General features: G+C 60.5%; 14 protein-coding genes and 1 pseudogene. 5 read left to right on the top strand and 10 right to left on the bottom strand.

Going from position 1 to position 19,024, the window contains the following annotated elements:
* Nucleotides 1-51 precede the first annotated feature (51 nt).
* Together RFM98_RS16310 and RFM98_RS16305 are read right to left on the bottom strand one after the other, a co-directional pair.
* The gene (locus RFM98_RS16310) at nucleotides 52-1,395 is read right to left on the bottom strand and encodes a nucleotide sugar dehydrogenase (RefSeq protein WP_347349892.1); all 1,344 of its coding nucleotides are present in this window, start codon (nucleotides 1,393-1,395) and stop codon (nucleotides 52-54) included.
* Between the two features lie 109 nt (nucleotides 1,396-1,504).
* Entirely contained in the window at nucleotides 1,505-2,665 is a 1,161-nt protein-coding gene (locus RFM98_RS16305) for a DUF3095 domain-containing protein (RefSeq protein ID WP_320309885.1), read from the bottom strand.
* A gap of 92 nt (nucleotides 2,666-2,757) precedes the next feature.
* Between RFM98_RS16305 and RFM98_RS16300 the strand changes: the two genes are divergently transcribed.
* Entirely contained in the window at nucleotides 2,758-3,846 is a 1,089-nt protein-coding gene (locus RFM98_RS16300; RefSeq protein WP_320309822.1) for a glycosyltransferase family 4 protein, read from the top strand.
* Entirely contained in the window at nucleotides 3,843-4,619 is a 777-nt protein-coding gene (locus RFM98_RS16295; RefSeq protein WP_320309821.1) for a polysaccharide deacetylase family protein, read from the top strand. The genes RFM98_RS16300 and RFM98_RS16295 overlap by 4 nt, the downstream gene beginning before the upstream one ends.
* 51 nt (nucleotides 4,620-4,670) lie before the next feature.
* Here RFM98_RS16295 and RFM98_RS16290 read toward each other — a convergent pair whose 3' ends face one another.
* From RFM98_RS16290 to RFM98_RS16280, 3 genes are read right to left on the bottom strand one after another with little or no spacing between them, the layout of a single operon-like run.
* The gene (locus RFM98_RS16290) at nucleotides 4,671-5,525 is read right to left on the bottom strand and encodes an MBL fold metallo-hydrolase (RefSeq protein WP_320309820.1); all 855 of its coding nucleotides are present in this window, start codon (nucleotides 5,523-5,525) and stop codon (nucleotides 4,671-4,673) included.
* A gap of 22 nt (nucleotides 5,526-5,547) precedes the next feature.
* Nucleotides 5,548-5,994, bottom strand: a complete 447-nt coding sequence (locus tag RFM98_RS16285; RefSeq protein WP_320309819.1) for a cyclic nucleotide-binding domain-containing protein — start codon at nucleotides 5,992-5,994, stop codon at nucleotides 5,548-5,550.
* 35 nt (nucleotides 5,995-6,029) lie between these two features.
* Entirely contained in the window at nucleotides 6,030-8,744 is a 2,715-nt protein-coding gene (locus RFM98_RS16280; RefSeq protein ID WP_320309818.1) for an ABC transporter transmembrane domain-containing protein, read from the bottom strand.
* A gap of 182 nt (nucleotides 8,745-8,926) precedes the next feature.
* Here RFM98_RS16280 and RFM98_RS16275 point away from each other — a divergent pair, with 182 nt between their 5' ends.
* Nucleotides 8,927-9,598 carry a class I SAM-dependent methyltransferase gene (locus RFM98_RS16275; protein ID WP_430682316.1) on the top strand — a complete coding sequence of 224 codons (672 nt, stop codon included), beginning with the start codon at nucleotides 8,927-8,929 and terminating at the stop codon, nucleotides 9,596-9,598.
* 100 nt (nucleotides 9,599-9,698) lie between these two features.
* Here RFM98_RS16275 and RFM98_RS16270 read toward each other — a convergent pair whose 3' ends face one another.
* Genes RFM98_RS16270 through RFM98_RS16260 form a run of 3 tightly spaced genes read right to left on the bottom strand, consistent with a single transcriptional unit; the run spans nucleotide 9,699 to nucleotide 13,352 of the window.
* Nucleotides 9,699-10,895: a glycosyltransferase family protein gene (locus RFM98_RS16270; RefSeq protein WP_320309817.1), complete on the bottom strand. Its 1,197-nt coding sequence runs from the start codon at nucleotides 10,893-10,895 to the stop codon at nucleotides 9,699-9,701.
* Nucleotides 10,892-12,136, bottom strand: coding sequence for a glycosyltransferase family 4 protein (locus tag RFM98_RS16265; RefSeq protein WP_320309816.1), 1,245 nt, complete (start codon nucleotides 12,134-12,136; stop codon nucleotides 10,892-10,894). The genes RFM98_RS16270 and RFM98_RS16265 overlap by 4 nt, the downstream gene beginning before the upstream one ends.
* 1 nt (nucleotide 12,137) lies before the next feature.
* Complete coding sequence (locus RFM98_RS16260; protein WP_320309815.1) at nucleotides 12,138-13,352, bottom strand: glycosyltransferase family protein; 1,215 nt, start codon at nucleotides 13,350-13,352, stop codon at nucleotides 12,138-12,140.
* A gap of 627 nt (nucleotides 13,353-13,979) precedes the next feature.
* Here RFM98_RS16260 and RFM98_RS16255 point away from each other — a divergent pair.
* Both RFM98_RS16255 and RFM98_RS31375 read left to right on the top strand, forming a co-directional pair.
* Nucleotides 13,980-16,271, top strand: coding sequence for a mechanosensitive ion channel family protein (locus RFM98_RS16255; protein ID WP_320309814.1), 2,292 nt, complete (start codon nucleotides 13,980-13,982; stop codon nucleotides 16,269-16,271).
* A gap of 38 nt (nucleotides 16,272-16,309) precedes the next feature.
* A pseudogene (locus RFM98_RS31375) lies at nucleotides 16,310-16,550 on the top strand (cyclic nucleotide-binding domain-containing protein); the annotation flags it as partial.
* Nucleotides 16,551-16,564: 14 nt separating this feature from the next.
* Here the strand turns inward: RFM98_RS31375 and RFM98_RS16250 are convergent.
* Both RFM98_RS16250 and RFM98_RS16245 read right to left on the bottom strand, forming a co-directional pair.
* On the bottom strand, nucleotides 16,565-17,632 hold the full coding sequence (locus RFM98_RS16250; protein WP_320309813.1) for a cyclic nucleotide-gated potassium channel: 1,068 nt from the start codon (nucleotides 17,630-17,632) through the stop codon (nucleotides 16,565-16,567).
* A 350-nt stretch (nucleotides 17,633-17,982) separates the two neighbouring features.
* A complete protein-coding gene (locus RFM98_RS16245) occupies nucleotides 17,983-18,870 on the bottom strand; it encodes a metal-dependent phosphohydrolase (protein WP_320309812.1) in 888 nt (295 codons plus the stop codon).
* Nucleotides 18,871-19,024: the final 154 nt, after the last annotated feature.

The following is a 19,024-nucleotide window of genomic DNA, read 5'->3' as shown; positions in this document are numbered from 1 at the left end:
GTGCAATCTCGATCCTGACATCGGGCAAGAAATTCACCGGCTCGGACGCCGTCACGCCTTCACCACCGTCTTACGGGCTAGCCCGAGGCGGCCAAAAACATTGCGTGTGTCGACGATCAGAAGAGCGTGATCGGCGATCGCCTGATAGTCGATCGCGTCGTGGTCGGTTGCAACGAGGACAGCATCGAAATCCTTCAAGGCCGCCTCGGTCAATTCGACCGAGCGACGCCCCTTGATCGCCATGTGCTCCCGTGTGGTCGGGATCTCGGTTACATGCGGATCGTGGAATTCCGCCCTGCCGCCCCATTCCTCGATGAGTTCAATGAGCCGCAATGAAGGGCTTTCGCGGATGTCGGGCACATTTTTCTTGTAGGCGAGCCCGATGATGAGAATACGCGAGCGGCTGAGCGCCTTGCCGCAGCGCCGGTCCAGCGCCTTCGCCAGTTCATCGACCACATGACGCGGCATGGCCGTATTGATCTCTGCCGCCAGCTCGATGAAGCGGGTCGGCAGTTCGTATTCGCGCGCCTTCCACGTCAGGTAGAAGGGATCGATCGGAACGCAGTGCCCGCCAAGTCCGGGGCCGGGATAGAAAGGCATGTAGCCGAAAGGCTTGCTCTTTGCCGCCTCGATCACCTCCCAGACGTCGATGCCCATCGCACCGAGCACGACCTTCAACTCGTTGACCAGGGCTATGTTGACCGAGCGGAAGATGTTTTCCGTCAGCTTGACCGCCTCGGCGGTCGCCGTGGTGGAGACCGGAACGACGGTGTTGACCACGCCCTGGTAGAAGGCCTGCACGAGCGTCGCCGCTTCAATGCCGTCGCCTGCCACAACCTTGGGGATCGTCGCGACTTCAAAGCTGCGGTTCCCGGGATCCTCGCGTTCGGGCGAGAAGCCGAGGAAGAAGTCTATCTTCGATTGCAAGCCGGTTTCTTCCAGTATGGGCTTGATCACGTCGTCGGTGGTGCCTGGATAGGTGGTCGATTCCAGCACGATCAGCTGGCCGAGACGCAGATGCTTCGCGATGGTGCCCGCCGTGTTCCTGACAAAGGAGAGGTCCGGCTCACGGTTTTTCGTCAGCGGCGTCGGAACGCAGATGATGATGACATCGCAGACGGCCAGTTCGGCAAAATCCGCAGTGGCGCGGAACCGTCCGCTCGCCACCTGGCCGGCAAGGGCTGTAGACGTCACCGCCTCAATGTAGGATTGGCCGCTGTTCAGGCTCTCGACCTTCTGCGCTTCGATGTCGAAGCCAAAAACCGGGAAGCCGGCGCGTGCGATCGCAACCGCCAGCGGCAACCCGACATAGCCCAGTCCGATCACGCCGACTTGCGCGGCTCGCGTCGAAATCCGGTTCAGAAGACGGTCATATGTCGATCGCGAGGCGTCCAAAAATCTGCTTTCCCTTAATTCGGACAGGCCGTCCGCATCCATGGCGAGGCTCACCCGGCCCCAAGAATCCCGAGACATTATGCGGAAAATCGATTTCCGCAAGCCGTCGTCAGACCGGCACCTTCGCCTTCAGGCCTGCGGCAGCCATCGCATAGCCGCCGGCGGCGCCATCGATGAAATGAACGTGATCGCGCTGCAGCGGCGAGGCGACGAGGCATGTCATCAAGGCCGATTTCTGGCGGTGCAGGCCATAGTTGCAGATGCCTGCCTCTTCCGCCTGTTTCAGGCGGTTCTCGATCCGTTGCAACACATCCGCGTCAACGTCGATGGTCATCTTCAAGCCGTCGTCGAACTTCCGGAAATCGGAATTGCTGGCCACATCGCGTTTATAGATCTTCGGGTCGAAACTGCCGATCGTCCAGCCAAATTTATCGGTGACAGCCGTAAGCGTCATCAGGAAAACTACCCACAGCTTCGACAGCCACCGCCGTCCTGCCGGCGCCGTGGCCCGCGCCTCGATATCGAGGCCGGCGGGCAGCAAACTGTAGCTCGGACCGTCCACCGGCACCGGGTGGCCATCACGTTCCTGCCTGCTGGCAAGGGCGATGATATCGGAAACCAGAATCTGAAAACCGCGCGAGTCGCGCGAGGCACCCGGTATTGCTATAATCGAGACGATTTCGCCATGCCGGGCTTCGATCGGGTTCCAGCGGCAGGAGAGACCGGTCAGATCCGGCCGCGCGCCAGCCGGCGCAGGATCGATGCGGTAGCGCCCCGCTTTCATCTCGGCTTCCGCCCAACTGCCGCCACCGCCGGCGAACATGGCATAGAAGACCGCTTCGGAGGCTTGGAACCTCGCCACGCGAACGTCGAGGCCTTGCGCTCTTATATCCTTTATCGGCACGATTGCGGCACGCAAGGTCAGGTCCAGTTCGTCCGCCACCCATCTCTGGACAGCCGCCAGCGCGTTGCGCGTGATCTCCAGCGCCGAGCCTGGAAACGCCACTAGCGCGCCGTCGCCGCCGAACACAAAGGGAAGGTCTTGCCGACCCAGCGCATTCAGCAGCGCCGAAATGACGCTGGCGCCTGCCATATTGACGGTTTTATAGCGCCCGGCCTCGATCGCCTTGGTCGAGCCGACAATGTCTGCGGCGGCCAGCGCCCAGCCATCGGGGAGCGGTCTGTAGTTGTCGATATCGGCAACGCTTTCGAACTTTGCGAAGACCGGCAGGGAAGCGACAAACGGATCGGACGCGGCAGCTGTTTCCATGAGCATGAGATAGCACATTCCACTGCTTGAAGGTGAAGTCGATCGTGCGTCGAAATTGACTTGCCCCGGCTTTCCGATGATAGGGTCCGGCGATGCGAATTGCCTTCTACGCGCCGCTGAAGTCACCCAATCATCCCGTTGCCTCCGGCGACCGCCAGATGGCACGGGCGCTGGTCAAGGCACTGAAGCATGGAGGGCATAGCGTCGAACTGGCATCCGAATTACGCTTCTATTTACGCGAACCGGAGTCGAAATGTTTCGATGCGCTCAAGATCGAGGCCCGAGAGGAAGCCGCGCGGCTTACAAGGCTTTGGGACCGTGACGGCAAGCCCGATATCTGGTTCTCCTATCATCCCTATTACAAGGCGCCCGACCTGATCGGGCCCGGCCTCGCGTCGGCCTTTGCTGTCCCCTATGTGACAGCGGAAGCTTCATATTCGAGGCGGCGCAACGCCGGTTTGTGGGCTGATACACAAGCGTTGGTGGCGCGAGCCGTCGAACAGGCGGCGCTGAATATCTGCTTCACGCAACGGGATCGTCAGGGACTGACAAACGCAATTCCCAATGCCGCTCTCGGCATGCTCTCACCCTTCATCGACACATCGGTATTCCGGGAAATGCCGGCACGCGGTTGCCCGACGCGCCTCGTTACCGTCGCGATGATGCGCCCGGGCGACAAAGTCGACAGCTATCGCATGCTGGCGCAAGCGCTCGGTCCGATCGGCCACCTGCCCTGGACCTTGTCGGTCGTCGGGGACGGGCCCGCTCGTGAAGAGGTCAAAGCGCAATTCGCCGGCTTGCCGGCCGACCGTATCGAATGGCTTGGCGCGATTGAGCCAGCCGCAGTGCCGAATGTCCTCTACGGTGGGGGAATTTACGTCTGGCCGGGTTTCGGCGAGGCCTATGGCGTTGCCTATCTTGAAGCACAGGCCGCCGGCCTTCCGGTGGTGGCTCAGGACATCGCCGGCGTGCCGGAGGTCGTGCAGAACGGCCAGACCGGATTTCTCACCCCGCCGGGCGATGTGGCGGCGTTCGCTTCTGCCATTGAAAGGCTTCTGGCCCGCAACGACGAGAGAACCATCATGGCCGCAGAAGCAAGGCGTTTCATCCTCGAAGAACGTTCCCTGGGTGCTGCAGCGGCTCGTCTGGCCGAACTTCTTGCGAAGATCCCGCTTTCATGACATCCGATCAGATCTGGCAGCCCTTGGTGGAAGAACTGGCCTGCTGGCAACGGGCGGGGCGGCAGACAGAGTTCTGGCTGCGCGATGATGACGCCGTCAATCCGACGACTGCGCTTGATCGGCTGCTCGACCTCACCGGTGAATTCGCGGTTCCAGTCACTCTGGCCGTTATTCCGGCGCTGACTGATGAGAAGCTTGCCGCCCGGCTTGACGGGGCGCCGCATGCCACGGTCGCTATCCATGGCTGGGAGCACCGAAATCATGCGCCCGAGGATCAGAAAAAGCAGGAACTCGGCGCGCATCGGCCACGCGAGGCGGTGCTCGATGACCTGGCTCGCGGGCTGTCGCGCGTAACCGGCCTGCACGGCGCACGTGCCGTTCCAATGCTGGTGCCACCTTGGAACAGGATCGACGCCGGCTTGGTATCCGACCTTGGGTCGATAGGATTTGCGGCATTGTCGGTCTTTGGGCCGCCGAAGCCGGCTTCGCTAGCGGTCATCAACAGCAATGTCGACATCATGGATTGGCATGGCACGCGCGGCTGCCGCGATCATGGCCTATTGGTTCAAGCTATCATCGCGCAATTGCAGCACGCATTCGACGGCGGCGAACCAGCCGGCCTGCTCACCCACCATCTCGTGCATGATGAATCGGCCTGGCTTTTCCTCGAACGGCTGTTCACAGTCACCGCGCAGACCGAAGCCTGCGCATGGCTTCCGATCAGGACATTGATCGAGCGCGGCGCCGGTAGAGCAATTCCAGGAAAAATGTAAGCGGTTTTCTGTCCGGAATTGCGTCAAAACAAGAAGATAGAGGAAAATAGCTCAGCGCTTTTTGTGCAATGAGACTGGAAATTTGAGCGTCTGGCCATCCCGCGCGGCAAATGCGCCGGCAAACCTGTCCTTTGCCAGTTTCTCCATCGCGTCCAGTTGCTCGTCGGTGCGTGTCGGATCGTGGTGAAACAGCGCGAGCCCCCGCGCACCGGCCGCCTCACAGAGCTTGACGCCCTGCTGCCATGTCGAGTGCCCGTTACCACGGCGTCGCTCCATTTCCTTCTCGGTATAGGTGCAATCGTAAATGACGAGGTCGGCATCTTCGATCAGGCCGAGCACCGCCTGATCGAGTTTGTCCGGCTCGTGCTCGGTGTCCGTGATCACCGCCACGACGCGGCCGCCCCATTCGACGCGGTAGCCTATGCAGCCGCCCGGATGGGTAAGACTGCCGGTCCGAACCACCACCCCTTCGCGCGGCCGAAGCACGTCTCCAGACACGAAATCGCGGCAGTCGAGCTTTGCTTTGCAAACGTCCATTTTCACCGGAAACCACGGCGGCCGTATGAACTCATCGATCATCTGCCGGGTCGTCATGCGTCCTGCAAGATGCCCGGACCAAACCGTAATTTTGACGCTTGGGTCAAAGATCGGCACAAAAGCCGGCAGCCCGATGATGTGATCGTAATGGCAATGGGTGAAAAGCAGATCGAAATCGGTCATATCCGCCGCCTGAAACGCCCTGCCGGCAGGCCGCAGGCCCGATCCGGCGTCGAACAGAAGCGTATGCTTGCCGCATCGCATCTCGATGCAGTTTGTGTTGCCGCCATAGCGAACGAATTCTGGCCCGGATACCGCAATGCTGCCGCGCACGCCCCAGAATCTGATCTGGAAAAAGTCGTCGTCCATACTGCTTTCGCCCATCGTAGCTCTAGGCGGTTCGTGCGTCGATCAGATCCGCGGTCGTATGGCTTAGCCGATCGGCAAGAACACGCACCATCTCGATGGTCATTTCCGGGAACTCCTTCATAAGCCTCAGGAAATGATCCTTCCGGATTCTCAAGGCCTCCAGATCACTTGCCGCTCTGACGGTGGCGGTGCGGGAGCTGTTGCACAATATGGCGATCTCGCCGACGATCGAATTTGGCATCAATTCGGCAACTTTTATCGGCCCGCTGTCGGAATCGACCAGAATATCCGCGCTGCCTGAAAGGATGACATAGGCGGCGTCTCCCTCGTCGCCTTGCCGGAAAAGGATCTGCCCGGCGCTGTAGCTCACGCGATCTGATGTGAACGCAAGCAGTTTGAGCTTTGCCAGCTCGATGCCAGAGAACAAGGGAACGCGTTGCAGCATTCCAACTTCATCCTTCAGCAGCATTGTCGCAAACCTTCCCAAAATTCGCGTTTGCCAGGCTATGACAGAAGTTCCTTGAAGATACCGTTTTCTGCCAAAAGTGTCTCGTGTGTTCCGTCTTCCACCAATTGACCCGCATCGAAAACGATAACGCGATCGAACATCATCGCCATTGCCGGATTCGTCACCACCCACACAATTGCCGGCGAATGGCCGTCGCGTCTGGCTTCCTCGAGCACGTTTCGCAGCACCTTGTCCTGCACGCGTTGGTCGAGCGCTGACAGCGGCCGGTTGAGAATGAGAAAATCGGGACGCTTGAGCAGGGCCCGGGCAACATCGAGCTTCTGTCGCTGTCCACCGGTCAGCCGCCTGCCGCCGGCGCCGACGTTGAAGTCCAGGCCGACATTCAGAAGCTCGGCATAAAGGCCCAGTTCGTCAAGAATATCGTAGACGATGGAGCGTATGCGGTCCGGCGCGTCGGGATGATTGTTGCCCACGCGCCCGAACAGGACATTGTCCATGACGGTGGCCGCGGCAATGTATTTGGCGGGATCATACCGTTCGACCGCATTTTGCAGGTCGGGCGGAAGATCTTCATAGAACTGGTTGCGAGCGGCGACGATCTTGCTCATCAGCTCGTCGGTCAGCAGGCCGAAGCGGTGCCGGGGCTCGATATAGGCGAAGCTCAAGGTGATGATCATGGCGCGGTCGGCCTCTGAAACCGCCTCGTAGGGACGATTCTTGAGCCGTTGCAGCAAGGTTTCGTAGGCGGGTATCTCCTCGGCGCTCATGAAGGCGAGCTGCTGGAAGAACTGGTGATCGGGCGGCAGGTCGGCAAACAGCTCGATCGCCTGTTCGGCGATCTCCATGCCCATTTCGTAGAGTGTCCGGTCGAGGCCGGCTTGCTTCAGCACAGACGCGAAATAGGGATTGGCCGCCAGGGCCCTGTCGGCCAGCTCGGGGCCGGCGGCAGCGCCGAAGAGCAGGTTCTGGCCAATCGTCGCTTCCTTGTTGTAGGCGCCCGGTTCGAAAGGAACCACCAGCCCGCTCAGCCCTTCTTGTTCCAGCCGGGTTCGCAGCGCCGCACGGAGTTCGACGATCCGCTCGGCAAGTTTCGTGTGACGCGTGAGGTCGGCCGAAGAGCGCAAGCCAAGATCCAGAATGTCGCGCGACAGAAGAACCGCGTCGAGCACCTGGCGCACGGCTTCAAAGAGGTCGTGCGGGCCGGTAGCGCCGGCGGAAGCATAGTCGATCCAGTCGCTGTGGATATCGAGATCCGGATTGCCCGACCGGCTCGCCTCCTCGATGTTCCAACGCTGCTGGTCTGCCGCGGCGCCGTCATAAGGCACCGATGTCAGCGGCGCATGTTTCAACCCGTAGAGCAGGTTATCGCGGAGGCTTGCCTGGAACAGGAAAACATCCGACGAGGCGTAGGACATGCGCCGGCCGGTCACTGCTTCGGGGAGTTCAAGCAGGTCATCGGCGCCCGAAGTAACCTTTCCACTGTCCGGCCAATTCAGCCGCGCGAAGGCTTCCGCAAGCGCCTCCGCTCCACCTGTTGCGGTGCTGACCAGCGCAACCGTCTCACCCGGCCTGACCTGCAGGGAGATACGGTCGAGGAGCATTGCGCCGCCATCGTCTGCTATGGACAGACCGATCGCCGAGAGGGGGTCGGTCATCGGACCGGGATCGTCGACGGTCAGCGCTCCGATTCCCGGCGCAATGAGACCCTCAACGGTGAACTGCTCAACGACCTGCTGATATTTGACTTGGACATCCTGCCGATCCTGGTCCCAGTCGATCAGTTCCTTCATCGGTCCGGGCAGGTCCTTGTAGGCGCCGATCACGGCCACGAGCTGGCCGACGTCCAGCCGTCCTCCAATGACCAGGTACCCGCCAATCATGTAGAACAGAAAGGGCGTGAGCTGCGCGAGAAAATTGTTGAGGAACTTCACCATGAATTTCCATTGGTAAAGATCGAAGCGGATCTTGAAGATGAGCCCGAGCCGGGCTGCTATGTCGGCACGCTCGTAGTTTGACGTATCGTGGACGTGAACCGCGCCGATGCCGTCGACGATTTCGCCAACCCGGCCCGAAAGCGCGCGCGCAGTCAGCTGCCGTTGGCGCCCGAGCACGAGCAGCCGCCGCCGCATTCGCGGGATGAGCACGATCTGGATCACCACGATCACGACCGCTATCATTCCGAGCCAGACGTTCTGGACCATGATAAACAGCATGGCCGTCAGCGCCTGGCCGCCGAGCAGCACCGGCTGCAGGAAGGCATCGCCGATGAAGCCGCCCAGCGGCTCTACCTCGTCCTTCACCATGGTCGCCACTTCGGCGGATTTCACCCGCTTGAAGTAAATAGGCGGAAACCGCAGCACACGATCGACCAGATCGAAGCGGATACGGCGCAGCATGCGTTCGCCGAGGCGGCCCTTGTAGGTGTTGATGTAGAGTTTGAACAGGCCGTTGATGACGACCAGCAAGAGGAACACAATGCTCAGGGCAAGCAGCGTCGCCTTGCGGCCGAGCTGAAAACCGGAGAACAACAGGACCTCGCCGATGAACGGCAGGTTATAGTGCAACCTCATGAATGGCTCGGTCGCGCCCGGTTGCTCGAAGCCCCTGCCCTGGATCGGGCCGTTGACGATCAGCTTCGGCAGGTCGAAGGACATGAAATACGGGATCATCGACACCAGGACGATTATCAATATCCAGACCTGCTGCTTCTTGGTGTGCGTCCAGATATATCTGGCTAGCCTGGGTTCCATATGCGGCTGCGGACCCTTCAGTTGGAAGGATGCAGGATGTAAAAGCTCCTGCTGGCGAATGGCGTATCGGAAATTTCTTCGTCGCCAATGACAAGCTCCAAGCTGCAGTGCACGGAGGTACTGCTGCGCTCAGCAAGATTGCGTTGTGTCGCCCGAAATCCCAACATAAGAAGGCAACTATGATGGATGTCACGCAACCGCGCAATGCCGGCATGGACGGGCACGAGCAAGCCTTGGACCTCACCCGAGGAATTGCTGCCTATGTCAAAAGCCCTCTCGTGGCAGGGCTGGCGCGCGTCATCGCCAAGCACCCGAAGGCCGATATCGCCAACGCCTTCAACCACAAGCAGGTTGCCTGCAAGGTCTGGGCGCTCGACAGGCTGTTCGAAAGCTGCGGCGGCCGGTTCGGGCGCCTATGGGTTCTGGGTGGATGGTACGGCGTATTGCCGGCAATGCTTTTCAACGACGGCCGCTTCGAGATCGCGGCGGTCGATAGCATCGACATCGATCCCGACGTCGCGCCGGTCGCCCGGACCCTCAACCGGGAAGCCGGCGACAGGTTCCGGGCGCTGACGGCAGATATGTACGCACTCGACTATGCGGCCGGGCGGCCCGACCTGGTGGTCAATACGAGCTGCGAACACATTGCCGATCTGCGCGCCTGGCTTGCCCTGCTTCCGCGGGGCACGAATGTATTGCTGCAATCGAACGATTATTTCAGCGAGCCGACACACATCAACTGCGTTGCTTCACTTGCGGCCTTCGAAGCAATGGCGGCGCTACGGGAGGTGCGGTTCTCCGGCCAACTGCCGACAAAAAATTATACGCGCTTCATGTTGATTGGAACTGTTTGATGCATTTTCGCCCAAAAGTGCGTAGCGGCTTTGGGACAACGACATGCATAAAACAAGGACTTGAAGCGCGTCGCAGGAATCTCACCAGACGCGACGCCCGTTAGCATCTATCGCCTGTTTGCTCATGAACTTTTTCGAAACCGGACCCCACTTTTAGGGACCATGTTCGATACCGCTCGCGCAGGATTTGCGCCGAGCGACGCGCGCCTTCCAGATCGAGACGATGCGCGGATGGCGTCGGACGTACAAGCGCCTGTTGGACCGTTTGCGCCAAACCTTCAGGCGTTAGGTCCTTTTCCATCAGCACCGTGGCAAGACCGAGTTCTTCGAGCATCAGGGCCCGTACCGTCTGTTCGGTTTCCCCGCCGGCTGCAAACGGAACGAGCAGGGAGCGACAACCCGCGCGCAGGACATCGCACACCGTGTTGTAACCCGCCTGCGAGACTGACAGGCGGGCGCCGGTCAGCAGGCTGGCGAAATCCTCGCGAAACCGGAAGATGGACAAACTTGGCGTGGCATCGCGTGCGATCACGTCAAACTCGTCTTTCGGCAGATTTGGGCCGGTGATTAAACACCATTTCCAAGCGTTGTTGGCATTCCGCGCCGCTGCGATGGTGGAGCTGACAAGCCTCTTTCCGGCCGCCCCCCCGCCAACCGACACCAGAACGTCGAAGCGCTCGGAGGGCGCGGGCGATGGCGGCGCGGCAACGAGCCCTGTGTAGGTAACCTCGGCCCTGATCGCTCGGGCCAGCGGAAATGTCTTGTCGATGGTCGCGAAAGCCGGATCGCCGTGGACCATGACAAGGTCGAAATGCCTGTTGACGAGATCGACCGTTTCTTCGTTTCGGCCCGGCTTGACGCGCTCCTGAAGGATATCACGCACGGACGTCGCCAGCAGCGGCCTGGGCGACGACGCGTCGATGGCCTCGATCAGCGGCAGGAGTTCGAAACGCATCTGCCGGCGTCCAAATGGAAATGCCTCGACAATGACGATATCGGGGCTGCAATCCCGGAATGCCTGCAACAGCATCCCCGAACGCCGGTTCTTGAAAGCATCGTCGATGGGTTTGCCCTGCAGGTCGACAAGTCCGGAAAATCCTTCATCACCGGAGGTGACAGGTGGCAAGGATACCGATTTTACACCCAGTCCCGGAAACCCCTCGATCGGCGCTCCGCCGGTCACCATGGTTACCTCAAACCCATCATCGGCGAGAGCCGCCGCAATGCGGCTGGCGCGCGCGAGATGGCCGATACCGAGGAGGTGCTGGACATAGAAGAAAGCGCGCAGTCGCTTCATTCGGCGGCCCGCCACTCGCGCTCGAACAGTTCCTTGAGCTGTCCAATGCTTACCATATGATCGAAATTGCCGCGCACGCGCCGCTCTGCGGCGTCGCCGAGGCGGGCGCGCAGCACGGGATCACGGATCAGGAGCTCCAGCGCCTCGGCCAGGGCAACTGGGTTTTCCGTCGGAACCAGCAGCCCGGTTTCATCCGGCGATAAAAGCTCCGGCACGCCGGAAATATCGGTCGACACGCAGGCAAGCCGCTGGCTAGCCGCCTCCACCAGAACATTTGGCAGACCGTCCCGGTCGCCATTGGCGGTGATCCTGCAGGCTAGGGCGAAGATGTCGGCGCAGCGGTAGTGCTCAAGCACCTGCTGCTGCGCAAGCGCGCCTTTCCAAGAGACGCGACCATCCAGTCCGAGCTTTTGCGCCAGCGCCTTGAACCGTTCCAGCCCCTCGCCGCCGCCGATATGCTCGAAACGCCACGCCAAATCACCAGGCAAGAGGGCGAGCGCCTCCAACAAGGTATCGTAACCTTTCTTTTCGACGGCGCGCCCGACGCTCAGCACGATGACCGGTTCGTCCGGCGCCGAGCCGTCATTGTGTTTCCGCGCCTCGCCAAAACTGCCGAAGCGATCAAGGTCGAGCCCATGATAGCTCAGATGCACGGACGAGTTGCCGTTAGCGAGTTTTTTCAGACGGTCGAAGCCGGTCTTCGTGCAAGTGACCGTCCATCGCGCCGAGGAAAGCTTGCCAGCCAGATCCCAGTCCGCCGAAGTCCAGATATCCTTGGCATGGGCCGAGCAGCTCCAGGGCAGGCCACGAAGCAGGCTGGCATAGCGCGTCACCGATGCCGGTGTGTGCGCGAAATGCGCATGCAGCCAGCCCGCGCCTTCCGGCCATTCTGCCGCCAGCACGAGCGCTTGTCCGAAGCGACGCACGCGATTGCGCGTAAAGTCGCGGCGGATATCGGTAGCCAGTGATCCGAGCGCGCGCCAGAAGCTTGGCCGCATCAAATAAGCAAACAGCGAGCGAACCACGCGCAGCGGCTCCTCATGCAGATATTCCGGAAGATAATGGACGGGTGCTTTGATCTCGTCATGCACGGGGTGGCGCTTTTCGTCGGTCGGCCGCCTGAGTGCGACGAGTATCAGGTCGAACCCTGCACGCTCCAGACCGAGCAGTTCCTGCGCGATGAAGGTTTCCGACAGCCGCGGATAGCCCTTCAGAACCACGACGATCTTGCGACGTTGCAACTCAGTTCATTCCTTCAATGACCGAAAGGTGAGGACTGGCCCGCCGGTCGAGCAGTTCCGCGACGATTTCGGAAATATGGGGCAGCCCTTCCAGCCTCAGTTGCGGATTGCTCTGGGATGGGCGGGGCCGGTCCGGCAGCACCACCAGTGCATCGGCAAACCGCTGGGAATCCTTGGCTTCTTCCGGCAAAAGCATCTCGATGAGGCCGAGTTCGGCTGCGCGCCGAGCGCGGATCAGTTGTTCCTCCCGAGGCTCGGTGCGCGGCACGATCAGCGCCGGCTTGTCGAAAGACAGTATCTCGCAATAAGTGTTGTAACCGCCCATCGCCACCACCGCCTTGGCCCCGGCAATCAGGTCTTCCATGCGGTTGTCGAACTCGATGATCTTGATATAGGGGATCTTTGCCCCCTTCTTGAGCAGCTTGTTGCGCTTGCGCGCCGGCATGTAAGGCCCAAGCACGATCAGCGCCCTATGCTGCAATTGCGGGTCCTGCTGATAGGCATCGATGACGTCGTGGATCAGTTCCGCGCCGTCACCGCCGCCCCCGGTAGTAACGAGGATATACTCGCCCTCGGGCCGGTGGCCGGGCAACTCGATCCGCTGCAGGCTCCGTTGCAGGAAACCGACGAACCTCATCTTTGCCCTGACAGCCGGCGGCACATCCAAGCCGGTCAACGGATCGTAGAAATCCGGCGGGCCATAGGCCCAGACCTTGTCGTAGAACAGGCCTATCTTGCGCATCACATCCCTGCGTGCCCACTCTGCTTCGAGCAGATGCGGCGCGTCCATCACCTCGCGCAGGCCAAGCACGAGCGTGGTACCCCGCGTCTTGAGGTAGGACAGAGTGTCCTCGATCTCACCGCGCAGGCCGAGCGGTTCCTTGTCGACGATGAAGATATCCGGCCGGAAGGTCTCGGCCGTGTGGCGGATGATCGACTGCCGCATCCTGAGCGTCTCGTGCAGATCGATATCCTTTTCCAGCGAGGTGTACTCGCCGTTGCGCAACTTGATGACGCTGGGGATCTTCACGAAGTCGACACGGGCGCGATAGTCGAAGGCGCCGGCGATGGGCGCGCCTGAAATGATCAGCACCTGAAGTCCGCGGAAATCCTCGACCAGCGAATGCGCAATCGTACGGCAGCGCTGCAAGTGGCCGAGCCCGAACGTGTCGTGGCTGTACATGAGAATTCGAGCGTCTTGTACGTGCTGGGTCATTTTTGAACTTTTTAGAATTCTCGCCTTGGGAGCCGGGGCGACCCCGCAGGCTGGGAAGCCATCCGGAGGTCTAACCGACCTGTTGTGAAACATGAGGGCGCAATTTTCAATTCGTATTACTGAACAGGGTCCATATGAAGCCAGGAAGCTGCGTCTGCCCAACTGCCCGCTTGCCACGTGGTCGGGAAGAACCCGTGTCACTTTGCCAATGGGTTGCAGTGGCAAATGCACGCCATAGTAGCGGAGCGAAGCAAGCAACAGGCGCCGCTTGCTATCCTGTAGTGTAGTGCGCGAGACAGTAGGCCTCTCCGGTGGCGCGCTCGGCCGCCAGTGCGAAGACTGTGCTCTGGCCAACGAAGTGGATCTTGGCGTCGTATTTGTTCAGGTCCGAAAAACAGGAGCGGGCGCTTCGCGCGAATGCAACTCCATGGAAGGCTTCGAGCCTTTGGCGTGCATTGACACCACGACGTGGGTGTCCTGAGTGAAATGCGCCGCCACGTACCCGGCGCAAACTCGCAACGATGACGTCTTGAACCGCAACATCGGTTTCTTCAAGGTAAGGCAACAACGGACAAAGATGTCGTTGACTGCCGATTTGACCGGAAGGCTAACAGCACGATGCCACTCATGAATCGACGATTGGGAGCCAGGAACCCGGCGCGCCTGGCACGGCGTCTCGGAGACCTGACGGCGATGTCAGTCCTGATTGCCAGGTCGCTCGTCTTTGGGATCGCCCTCTTGTTGGCCGGTCCGGCACAGGCGCAGGCGCCGGCGACCGTCCCGCCTGAAAGGGTCAAACAGCTATTCGAGCTTCTCGACGATCCGTCGGTGAAGGCCTGGGTGTCCGAACAACGAAATCGGGACGCCGGATCAACGGGAGCACCTGCCGAGCCAGGAGCTTCGCCGGCGCACGCATCGTCCGACGCCGTGGCCGCGCCAGGCCAGATGAATACGATGGCATCCTCGACGCTCGATCGGATCAGGCATCATATCGAAAGAATCGTGCAAACTTTGCCTCTGCTTCCAGGGCAGTTCGCGCAAGTTCGGGCAAAGACCATGGAGGATATGTCCAGCAAGGGATCTGCCGGCGTATTCTTGCTGGTTGCGATGTTCATCGCAGCCGGCCTGGCGCTCACCTGGGCAACATACAAGCTCACCCGCCCGTTTCGCCTTTGGATCATCGCGCAACCGAAGGATACGCCCATCGGGCGAGCCAAGAAGATTGGTGGTCGCCTGCTTTATTCCAGCTTGCTGATCGTCTCGTTCGCATTGGGCAGCGCCGGCGCGTTCATGTTGTTCGACTGGCCGATGCTTATCCGTGAGATTGTACTGACATTTCTGATGGCGGCCGTCGTGACATGGGGTGTGCGCATGTACGTCATAGCCACGCTCGTCCCTTCGTTCATGAAGGTCGAGAACGCCGTTGAAGTTCGCGCTTTGCCGGTCACCAACGAAGCGGCTGACCATTGGTCCTATTGGCTACCTCGGATCTTCGGCGTCTTCGCCTTCTTCGGTGCCGCGTTTATCCTCTTGCCGGGCCTCGGCATCGATGGGGACGGAATGATGGTCCTGTCGCTGGGCGCCGATTTCGTGCTGCTGTTGCTCTTTCTGCTTGCCGTCTGGCGTCGGCCAAGAACGCAGCGAGACGGTGTGCACCAAGGCGGCCACACGGCAGCGACATGGTTGTTGACTTCCTATTTCGTCGTTCTGTTCCTGGAGCGCATCGCCGGCCTTTATATATTGTTCTGGTTTACCTTCGCGGCATTTTTCCTGCCCTTGGCAATCGTGCTGACACAGCGCGGTGTGAATTTCGTCCTGCGGCCGGGTTCGGAAGATGCTGGCCGGCCTACTATCCCGGCGGTGACGATCGCTGTCATCGATCGCGGAGTCCGGATGATCTTGATCCTGGCGGCGGCTTACTTTCTCGCGCGTGTCTGGGGTCTGGACATGCAGTCCATGCAAGGCAGCGATACGACGACCATGCTCATATTGCGCGGCCTGATCAATGTCGTGGTCATTGCGCTTGCCGCCGATTTCGGGTGGTCGATCATCAAAGCCTTGATCGAACGAAAGCTGGGCATCGAAACGCCGCACGCGGTGATCGACGACGAGGAGGTTCCGACCCTTGACCCACAGCAGGCGAGGCTGCGAACGCTCTTGCCGATCATCCAGAACATTCTGCTCGCAGTGATCGTCGTGATGGCGGTGCTGATGATGCTCGCCTCGATGGGTATCGAGATCGGCCCGCTGATCGCCGGCGCTGGAGTCGTTGGTGTCGCTGTGGGATTTGGAGCACAAACGATAGTCAAGGACATCATTTCGGGCGTGTTTTTTCTGCTCGATGATGCGTTTCGTGTTGGCGAATACATTACATCCGGCCGTTATGTGGGCACGGTGGAGAGCTTTTCGCTGCGCTCGGTGAAGCTACGCCACCATCGTGGCCCGCTGTTCACAATACCTTTCGGTGAACTCGGGGCAGTCCAGAACCAGAGCCGTGACTGGGTCACCGACAAATTCAACATCACCGTTGGCTATAACACCGATATCGACTTCGCCCGCAAGCTGATCAAGCGAATCGGCCTCGAACTGGCGGAAGATCCCGAATTCAAACACTGGGTGATCTCACCGATCAAAATGCAGGGCGTGCAGGAGTTCGGCGAGTACGGCATCGTATTGAGGGTCAAGGTCACAACAAGACCGGGAGGCGCCTTCAGTATGAAACGCAAATTCTATGTACGCCTCCGCCAAGTCTTCAAGGAGCAGGGCATCGAACTGCCATTTCCGACCGTCCACGTCGAGGGGCTACAAAACCCACATGGGGCAGAGAATGCGCCTGTGGAGGCCACACCCGAGTTGAAAATGGCCGTCGCGCAGTCGCACACCAATCGGCGCAGAAAAAAAGCTGGCACGACGGAATAGGAAAGCTGTGGCACCTAATGCCCGAGATCGAAGATCTGGCCGGCACCGAGATCTACGCTCAAGGCGAAAAAGCCGGCGCCCTTACCAGGTCGAATTCGGGCCGTCCGCATCTATCGCCTGCTTGCCGATGACCGCAGGCAGATCAGCGCGTTCCATCTGGCGTGAGAAACTTTCGGCTTCGAAGCCGACACCACCCACCACTTCTTCGCCGAGGCAATCAACGCAACCGGCGTGCGGGTCTTTCGCACTCCCTCGGGCATGGACATGTCCCGCCAGTTGCACACCTGGTACCGTCAAGCCATCGGCGCCGCGCCGCGCCGCTCGAGCGCGGTCTTGCGGATGATTTCCGCGATCTCCGGGCTGCTGCTGCACAGCATCTGGAAATCCGACGAGTGCAGCGACAGCAGTGAGACGGCCGTTGCGGCGCTGACGGTCGCCATACGCGGCTCGCCGCTGATCAGCGCCATCTCGCCGAAGAAGGCGCCAGGGCCAAGCTCCACCGGATTCGGCGTCGCGACGCTGACGCGCCCCTCCACGACGAAGAACATCTGATCACCGATCTCGCCATTGCGGCAGATCACGGCGCCCGCCGGCACCATGCGAGGTCTTAACGCGCGCACGATCTCGATCAGCACGGCCGGGCCGAGCTTCTGAAACAACGGCACGGCGGCGACCAATTGCCAATTGCGGACGAAATCCCCGCGACGGACTTCTTGATAGAAGCCGGTGGCAAGAATGCCAGCCCAGAGCCCGAAGATGCCGATGCCACTCATCATGACAGCCCCGGCAAGGACGCGGCCGGCGAAGCTTTTCGGAATGGCGTCGCCATAGCCGGTGGTGGACAGCGTGACCACCGCCCACCACATTGCCTGGGGGATGCTGCCGAACTTTTCCGGTTGGATATCGCGCTCGATGACATAGCCCGCGAGCGCGACACCGAACAGAACGACGCCGAAGAGCGTGGTGACGCCGATCAGGTTGCGCGCTTCGTTGGCCAGCACCCTGCCCAACACCGGGAAGAAAGTCGAGTCGCGCAGCGGTTTCAGCAGCCAGACAGCACAGTAGAGGCTCCAGTCGGGTGTGCCGACAAGCAGAAATGCGGCGAGTGGAACCAAGACCGCGAGCACATCGATGGCGATTGCCGCCGTCCTTTCCCTAACGTCTCCCGCCCGCCGCTTGAGCAGCGTCGCGGCCATTTGCAGGAGATAGGCGCCCCAAATGACAGCGAGCACGGCAATCAAAGCCAGTCTGCTTCGTCCGGACATGTCCGGTATCGTGAGCGCAGCCACCGCCAGAAGCCCAGGCGCAGCCAGCACCGCGTTGAGCGGCGCGTAAATTCTTAAGAAAGGCAGTACCGACATTTCTATGCCCACGAGCGGCTGCTGCCCTCCAAAATAGGATGCCTTCGAGGCAAGCGTAAAGGTGCTTACTGTCGCTGCGAAATGCATCAAGACAAGGGTATGTCGGCAAGCCGAAGCTTCGCTGGGACATCAACCGCGATTGCCTGCTCAATGACATGTGTCCCCACCGGGCTGATGGGAAAGAAAATTCGTCGGCTCCTTGCGCGACAACAATGATTGGGGCCTTGCGAGCGACGTAATTCGCGCGATCCTGGCGTGGCACCTCGACCCTGCGTTTATCTTCGTCGACAGCAGCCGCATGCAACCTCTGCCGGCTTGGCACCAGCGGAAAACGAAACAATCCCGGGTTCTTAAGTTACCGCCAAAAGGCTCGCCGGGGTCGACTGCAACACGCCGGGGAACGGCCCGATCCTGGCCGGGCGATGCCCGGACTGGAACAGGTTGCTGTGGAGGTTGGCTATCCACTGCTTGCCTTCGGTCGTCAGTTCCAGATATCGGATCGCGGCGCCGATATAGGGCTCAACCTGCAGCGTGAAGAAATCGGTGAAGATGGCGCCGAGATCGGCGGCGGTCTTGCAGCCGAGCTTTTCCACCATCCCGATCTCGGAGAACTCGGCAAACAGCGCCGGCAGCTTGCGGTGGTAGAAGGGATCAGCGAGCTGGCCGATCAGGTCCGCGGCCCTGACCAGCGCCGGCTCGGTGTCGGTGACCTGGTAGGCCGGATCGTTCGGTACCGGAAAGCGCGTCATCTCGATCGCCTCGACAATACGCTCCTCGTTGACGAACTTCGAGGAACCAAAACGTTGGCGCGCATAGATCTTGGCGCGCTCGATATGATAGGGTGCAAGCACCGCGTCGGAGGCGCCGCGGGGTGGCGTATGGCGGTCGCCGGCCTCGTTAATGACGAAGCTATCCTCGGTGTCGCCCTGGCACACGCCGTGCACCATGCCAATGTCGTGGACAAGCAGCGCGCAGGTATAATGCAGCCAGTCATCGGGGGTCAGGGATTCCGAAAGCAGCCGACCGCGGATGATCTGCTGGCCAGCGAGCGTAACCATCAGCGTGTGCTCGATGTTGTGATAGAGGGCGTTCGAATTGCCGATCCGCTCCAGGACAAGGCGGGCCGCCCCGCCTATGTAGCTCGCATATTCCGGATTGCGATGCGAGAAATACTGGAGATAGAGTTCTGACAGATAGTCGCCGAGCCGGTCGGCCATGATGGAGATTGGATTGAGCATGACGATCGTTCCTGAGCGCTTTGAAGTTCGACAAGTCGCGCCGCGGCGGCCATCCTAGCACGGTTCCGGCGCCGATTTTATCTTAGGACCAAGGCCCCAAGGCAGGGGCGACCTCCGAATGTTTGCTGCGGTCGCCATCGTGGGGAAAGACGGT

This window comes from Mesorhizobium australafricanum, assembly GCF_033977265.1.
GTDB lineage: Bacteria > Pseudomonadota > Alphaproteobacteria > Rhizobiales > Rhizobiaceae > Mesorhizobium > Mesorhizobium australafricanum.
The sequence above is the reverse complement of the archived record's forward strand: the minus strand, read 5'-3'. Positions and strand labels throughout refer to the sequence as shown.